We start from the raw sequence: 6,188 nt of genomic DNA on the forward strand, positions 1-6,188 counted from the left end.
GGCCGTGAACCGGTCCGTGCCGTGCAGCGCCAGCGTCTCCGCCTCGGGAGAAGCGCCTTCCAGGAAGTCGGCATTGTCCTGAATCAGGATGCGAGCCTCGCCGTCCAGGATGTTGACGATCCTCAGCGAATTGCGCTTGCCGACATCGAAGTCGTTGAAATCGTGCGCCGGGGTGATCTTGACCGCGCCGGTGCCCTTCTCCGGATCGGCATAGTCGTCGCCGAAGATCGGGATGACGCGACCCACCAGCGGCAGCACGGCGTTCCTGCCGATCAGCCCCTTGAGCTTCTCGTTCTCGGGATGCACGGCGACGCCGGTATCGCCCAGCATCGTCTCAGGGCGTGTCGTCGCCACGGTGATGAAGGTTTTCGGATTTTCCGGATCAAAGGTCTCGCCTTCCACGGGATAGCGGAAGTGCCAGAGATTGCCGTTGACCTCCTGCTGTTCGACCTCAAGGTCCGAGATCGCGGTCAGGAGTTTCGGGTCCCAGTTCACAAGGCGCTTGTCCTTGTAGATCAGCCCTTCCTTGTAGAGGGTGACGAACACTTCGAGCACGGCCTTGGACAGGCCCTCGTCCATGGTGAAGCGTTCGCGCGACCAGTCGGCCGAGGCGCCGAGCCGCTTCAGCTGGTTGAAGATCGCGCCGCCGGATTCGGCCTTCCACTCCCACACTTTCTCGATGAACTGTTCGCGCGTGAGATCGCGGCGATGGATCTGCCTTTCCATCAATTGGCGCTCGACCACCATCTGGGTGGCGATGCCGGCATGATCCATGCCCGGCTGCCACAGCACGTTCTTGCCGCGCATGCGCTCGAAGCGCACCAGAATGTCCTGCAGCGTGTTGTTGAGCGCGTGGCCCATATGCAGCGAGCCGGTGACATTCGGCGGCGGGATGACGATGGTGAAGGCCTCGGCCCCCTCCTCCGAGCCGGCCCCGGCGCGAAACGCGTCCGCCTCTTCCCACACCTTGGCGATCTTCGGCTCGACGGTTTTTGCGTCGTAGGTCTTTTCAAGCATGGGAAATGGTCCGCGCTGTGGGGATTTTGGCTGGTTTGCTGTAAACCGGAAGGGCTTGGCCAAGTCAACCGCAAGGGCTGCCAGGCTCAACTCAAGCAGATAGGCGCGGCGCTGTTCATTTCAACGGCAGGTGAAGCGCAAGCCATGCCCGCACGTAGCGCAAATCGCTTCACGCGTACCGCGTAACAGCCGGCTCCAGAAGCCGCTCCTCTTCAACATGAATGCGCCGCCCGGAGGCGGCGCGCACATGCTGAACCGTCGACCTGGATCACTGCGCCCCGCGCGCCACGCGCTCGATCTCCTCGCGCACCAGCCGCTCGACCAGCGTCGGCAGATTGTTGTCAAGCCAGTCCTGCAGCATCGGTCGCAGCATTTCTTCGGCCATCTCGTCGAACGACTTCTTGCCGCGGCTGGCCACGGCGTCCGACAGTTCGCCAAAGGCCGCGGCGACCTGCCGGCCCGTGTGCTCGGAAACGATCGCGGGGCGGGTCGCGAGCGGTTCGGCTGCTGCGCGTGGCTCAGCAATGTCCGGAGCACCGACTGAAGCGGTCCGTTCGAACACGGGCTCAACCACAACCGGGGCACCCACTGACGCCTCGGGGACAACCGGCTTGCGGATGCTCCTGTCCGGTATGGCTTTCGCCTGCTCTCCGACCGCCGCGATCTCGCGGCGCCAATCGGCAATGGCCGCATCGCTCGTCACGGCAACTTCCGGGGGCGCCGGGATATTGGTTTTTGCGGCCAACGGTTCGGCGGCGATCCGGGCGCTGACCTCGGCAAGGGTTAGCGCCGCTTTGGCCGGGACGGGATCGGCACGCGGCGGCGCTTCCACGCGCGGGATCGCCGGCTCGGCTGCCGGCGCCACAGCCTCGGCAACCACGACCGGCTTCCTGACTTCGGGTGCGGCATGCAGGTCGGCGCGGAACGCATCGACGTCGGCTGATGCAGCCTCGTTAGAGGCCGGCTCCAGATCCTGTCGCAACTCGTCAGCCTCCGCGGGCTGCTTGCGGCCGTTGTCGCTGTCCTCGATGATCCTCCGGATGGAAGCCAGAATCTCTTCCATGGAAGGTTCGCGCTGCGCGCTGCTTGCCGTTGCCATCGTCACATCCGCCGCCCTTGTGACCTCATTGCATTTCCGCTCCGGCGAAAAGCCGGATCGAATCATGGCGACAGCGTAACCGACGGATCGCCGCACGAGAATCCCCAATCTGGGGACATGTGGGATTTCAACAGATTAGAGCATGAGACCAAAACGGGACCGGCTCTCGAACCCGGTCCCGCGAAGTCACAACACCGGCGATAGTTCAGCGGCCGTCTGGAGTACGCAGGCCGATCCACTTGTCCTTGACGGCGTTGTAGTGTTCCTCGGGCTTGTACTTCGTCACCTGCAAGGCGAGCCGGTCAACCGACAGCCGGCCCATCGCCGACAGGATGGCATAGCTTGCCACCACCACGTCATGTTCGGAATTGGCTTGAGCGATCTTGGCGTTGATAACGACATTCTGCGCATTGAGCACGTCGAGCGTGGTGCGCTGACCGACATTGCGCTCCTCGATGACGCCGTTCAATGCCAGCTGCGCTGCGTCGATCACCTGCTTGTTGGCCGTGACGCTCTGCTGCGCTGCAGTGTACTGCGACCATGCCGTGGCGACGGCCTGGCGCACCTGATCGCGGCTGACATCGACCTGGATGCGGGCCTGACCCAACGATTCCTTGTTCTGACGCACGACAGCCGAGGTTCTGCCGCCCGAATAGATCGGGATGGTCAGGGTCGCGCCGATATTGGCCGAGGTCGAATTGCCGTTGGCGCCGGAGACGTCGGGAATGGCGTTGCGGTAGTTTTCGGAAATGCCGGCCGACGCCGACAGCTGCGGCAGCAATGCACCTTCGGCCGACTTCACCGAAAACGCCGCCGCGTCGACCAGATGCTGGGTGGCCAGGATGGCCGGGTGTTCCCGCGAACCGATCTCGATCGCCGCCGCGAGGCTGGAGGGCAGCATCTTGCCCAATGGCGAAGCGGGCTTCAGCTTGCCCGGTTCGTCGCCGACCACCTGATGATAGGTCGCCGCGCTTGCCAGTGCCTGCGCACGAGCCGCACTGAGCGAGGCGACCGCCGAGGCGCGCTGAGAATCCGCCTGCGCGACGTCGGTGCGCGTACCCTCGCCAACCTCGAAACGCGAGCGCGCGGCGCGCGCCTGCTCGGTCAGGAACTGCAGGTTCTGCTCGGTCAACACCGCGATCTGCCTATCGCGAATCACGTCCATATAGGCCGTGGCCGCGCTGAACAGCGTGTTCTCCTCGGTGTTGCGCAGGCTTTCGACCGACGCCTTGACCTGGGATTCGGCCGCGGCAACGTTGTTTTTCGTCTGGAACCCGTCGAACAGCGACTGGTTGATCTGGATGCCGTAGCTGCCGCTCGTCAGCTTCGAATTGCCGCCGCCATTGGCCTGGCGGGTATTTGTGTAATCGATCGAGGCCGATCCGGTGACCGTCGGCCGCCAGCCGGATTTTGCGATGGCCACGCCCTCATCGGTAACGCGCACGCCGGCGCGTGATGCATTGAGCGAAGAATTATACTGATAGGCCTTGGCGAGCGCGCCGGAGATGGTTTCCGCGGAGGCGGTCAGCGGAGAAAGCGCGGTCGCGCAGACGAGGACGGTGGCAAGAACACTCTTGGATACAGACGGCACGGTATATCCCTCATTCGTTTTCCATGGGAACCGCGCCGCGCCGGCTTCTCCTTCCAGAGCAGCCGGAGTGGCGTGTTTCATGTTCCCTGTCGCTCGATCCCAAAGTGCCCCCAGTCCGGGACCGCGACGATCGTTCAAATGCAAGCGACCATGACAGCGCCTTTGCTGCAAGGCCAAATCATTCAGAATTCGAAAGCATGCTCACGTTCGAAACCGGGTAGTGGCTTAATTGCCGCATTAAATGCCCGTCTCCCGGTTACAACCCCCCCGGCCTTAAAAAATAGTCGCGCCACGCCGGAGTTGCCCTGCCCTTCGACCGCGACAAGGCGGCCGCCTTCCGCGAGCTGGTCGAGCAGCGCCGCCGGTACTTTGGCGACACTGCCGCCAATGAAGATTACATCGTAGGGCGCTTTGGCCGCGTGGCCCTGCGCCAGTGCGCCCTCGACCACGGTCACATTGCCGCAGCCCAGCGCCGAAAGCGTCGACGACGCGGATTGCGCCAGCCCCGAATCGCTTTCCAGCGCCACCACGGACTTCGCCAGGCGCGACAGGATGGCGGACGCGTAACCGGTGCCGCAGCCGACATCGAGCGCCGAATCGACGGGGCTTATCTCGGCCAGTTGCATCAGCTTGGCCATTGGCGAGGCTTCCATGAGGTAGCGCGCCCCGGCCGAGCCCTCGGCGATACGGATATCCTCGTCGATATAGGCGAGATCGCGCTGGCGATCGGCAACGAAAACCTCGCGCGGCACGACAAGCATGGCCTCCAGCAACGGCGCGCTGGTGACGTCGGTGGTGCGCACCTGCCCGTCGACCATCTTGACGCGAAGTTCGGAAAAATCAGCGCTCATGTTCCAAGCCTCGCTTGCCGCGACACGATCGCGGTTCATTGCACAGGAACCTCTCCTGCGCTGGTGCGCGGGAGACCGGGCATTGGAGGCCTCGCCCGGAATCGAACCGGGGTGCAAGGATTTGCAGTCCTCTGCGTAACCACTCCGCCACGAGGCCTCGTTGCTCCCGGCGTTCCACCCGGTTCCAATAGGTTGCGGGAAAAATCCCGTCAAGCGGCCACGGCGCATTCAGCGTGGTTTCCCCGGCCTGAATCCGCCGTCCATGTCACGCGCCGCCGCCATGACGTCCGCAACATGCATTAGCCGATCGTTAAGCATTGCCGAAGATCGCAAGAAACTCCGCGTGCCTGCCTCCGTTGAGAAACCTGGAGGATTGCGCCATGCGGCCGGGAAACGTGGACGACGCAAGGAATGCCCGCTACCGCCTGTCGCGATCGGGATGCGAGGAGTTGCTGCGCTACGCCATCGACTGCCTTGCCGTGGAAGGTGCAGCCGGGCTTTCGCCGCGCGACCGCGCACGCCTCGCTTCGGCCGCGACCGTTCTCAAGGAGATCAGCGAGGATCTGGCCGCCGAAGAGCTGGGAAGTAACGTCGACAGCAAATTGGATTTGCGGCAATCAGGGACGCAGGCCTAGTCCGACAGCCGGCTCAGCGCGTTGGACATTCAATCCGGCCGTCGCCGCCGCTCCCACCAGACCACGAATCGGCGGCGATGGCGCCGCACCATGGCGAATTCATAGGAAAGCACCAGCAATCCGAGCGGCACCATCCAGAATCCGAGAATCGGCAGGAAGCCCAGAATACCGCCTATGGTCAGAAGCACGCCGATCGCTATTCTGAGGCCGCGCGAGCGCGGCATGCTGAATTCCCGCCCAAAGACCGAGATTTTCCTTGCCGGTATCCGGCTTTCGTCCGCTGCCGTCATCGCCAAATGTCTGTCCGTCCGGTTGCTCGACAATGCCTGTTCACGAAAGGCGCGACCGCCGCTTCGGTTCCGCGCCGGCCGCCAAGACGGCTAATATGAGAAGCGACGTCGCCGATTGCGAGAAACCGCGACACGAAAAAGTCTCGGAAAAATGCGAAATGCTTCTTTGCAAAGCTGAAAAGGGTTTGCTATAGGCAGCGCCACTTGCTGAAGAGCCACTGTTCCCCGGTAGCTCAGTGGTAGAGCAACCGGCTGTTAACCGGTTGGTCGCTGGTTCGAATCCGGCCCGGGGAGCCACTTCGTGAGCCTGATGCATCGTCTTCACCAGATTTCCCGGGATTTGACAGCGGCCTTCCCGCTTGCTCTCCTCGCCTTGGGTCTCGCCAGCCGCCTGAAAGTCGCCTGAACGTGAATTCGTACTTCATCATCGGACTGGCGATCGCCTCGAACATCGACAACCTGGCCGTCGGGATGTCGTACGGGGTGCGCAGCATCCGAATCGGATTCATCGCCAACCTGATCATCACGGCGATCTGTTTTGCGTTCAGCGAGATCGGCATGATCTCGGGCGAATGGATCGGCAGGATCCTTCCAGGCGACCTGCCTGACTTTGTGGCCGCCGGACTTTTGCTGCTCATCGGAGTCCGCGTGCTGTTCCTGGCGCTTCCGTCGGCAGACGACGAACCGGTTTTGCCAGGGGATGGC

General features: G+C 63.1%; 7 protein-coding genes and 2 tRNA genes. 3 read left to right on the forward strand and 6 right to left on the reverse strand.

Going from position 1 to position 6,188, the window contains the following annotated elements:
• The 5 genes from J0I79_RS02560 to J0I79_RS02580 form a co-directional block, all read right to left on the reverse strand.
• Window positions 1-1,017, reverse strand: a 1,017-nt coding sequence (locus J0I79_RS02560; RefSeq protein WP_292855162.1) for a class I tRNA ligase family protein, incomplete at its 3' end; no start/stop codon positions are given.
• Between the two features lie 268 nt (window positions 1,018-1,285).
• Window positions 1,286-2,116 (reverse strand): PopZ family protein, encoded by an 831-nt coding sequence (locus J0I79_RS02565; RefSeq protein WP_292855163.1) that lies wholly within the window; start codon window positions 2,114-2,116, stop codon window positions 1,286-1,288.
• Window positions 2,117-2,321: 205 nt separating this feature from the next.
• On the reverse strand, window positions 2,322-3,707 hold the full coding sequence (locus tag J0I79_RS02570) for a TolC family outer membrane protein (RefSeq protein ID WP_292855164.1): 1,386 nt from the start codon (window positions 3,705-3,707) through the stop codon (window positions 2,322-2,324).
• A gap of 182 nt (window positions 3,708-3,889) precedes the next feature.
• Window positions 3,890-4,558 carry a protein-L-isoaspartate O-methyltransferase gene (locus J0I79_RS02575; RefSeq protein WP_292855165.1) on the reverse strand — a complete coding sequence of 223 codons (669 nt, stop codon included), beginning with the start codon at window positions 4,556-4,558 and terminating at the stop codon, window positions 3,890-3,892.
• 83 nt (window positions 4,559-4,641) lie between these two features.
• Window positions 4,642-4,715, reverse strand: a tRNA-Cys gene (locus J0I79_RS02580).
• Window positions 4,716-4,938: 223 nt separating this feature from the next.
• Here J0I79_RS02580 and J0I79_RS02585 point away from each other — a divergent pair.
• On the forward strand, window positions 4,939-5,193 hold the full coding sequence (locus J0I79_RS02585; RefSeq protein ID WP_292855166.1) for a hypothetical protein: 255 nt from the start codon (window positions 4,939-4,941) through the stop codon (window positions 5,191-5,193).
• A 29-nt stretch (window positions 5,194-5,222) separates the two neighbouring features.
• Here J0I79_RS02585 and J0I79_RS02590 read toward each other — a convergent pair whose 3' ends face one another.
• Complete coding sequence (locus J0I79_RS02590; RefSeq protein ID WP_292855167.1) at window positions 5,223-5,483, reverse strand: hypothetical protein; 261 nt, start codon at window positions 5,481-5,483, stop codon at window positions 5,223-5,225.
• A gap of 222 nt (window positions 5,484-5,705) precedes the next feature.
• Here J0I79_RS02590 and J0I79_RS02595 point away from each other — a divergent pair.
• A tRNA-Asn gene (locus J0I79_RS02595) sits at window positions 5,706-5,780 on the forward strand.
• Window positions 5,781-5,891: 111 nt separating this feature from the next.
• Window positions 5,892-6,188 (forward strand): manganese efflux pump (locus tag J0I79_RS02600; protein WP_292855168.1); only part of this gene is annotated, 297 nt, incomplete at its 3' end.

Source organism: Mesorhizobium sp. (assembly GCF_017306585.1).
In the GTDB taxonomy this organism is placed as follows: Bacteria; Pseudomonadota; Alphaproteobacteria; order Rhizobiales; family Rhizobiaceae; genus Mesorhizobium.

Excerpts from the sequence above, each read along its gene's own strand:
- J0I79_RS02565 (WP_292855163.1), bottom strand. The coding sequence starts at position 2,116 with ATGGCAACGGCAAGCAGCGCGCAGCGCGAACCTTCCATGGAAGAGATT.
- J0I79_RS02590 (WP_292855167.1), bottom strand. The coding sequence starts at position 5,483 with ATGACGGCAGCGGACGAAAGCCGGATACCGGCAAGGAAAATCTCGGTC.
- J0I79_RS02585 (WP_292855166.1), top strand. The coding sequence starts at position 4,939 with ATGCGGCCGGGAAACGTGGACGACGCAAGGAATGCCCGCTACCGCCTG.
- J0I79_RS02575 (WP_292855165.1), bottom strand. The coding sequence starts at position 4,558 with ATGAGCGCTGATTTTTCCGAACTTCGCGTCAAGATGGTCGACGGGCAG.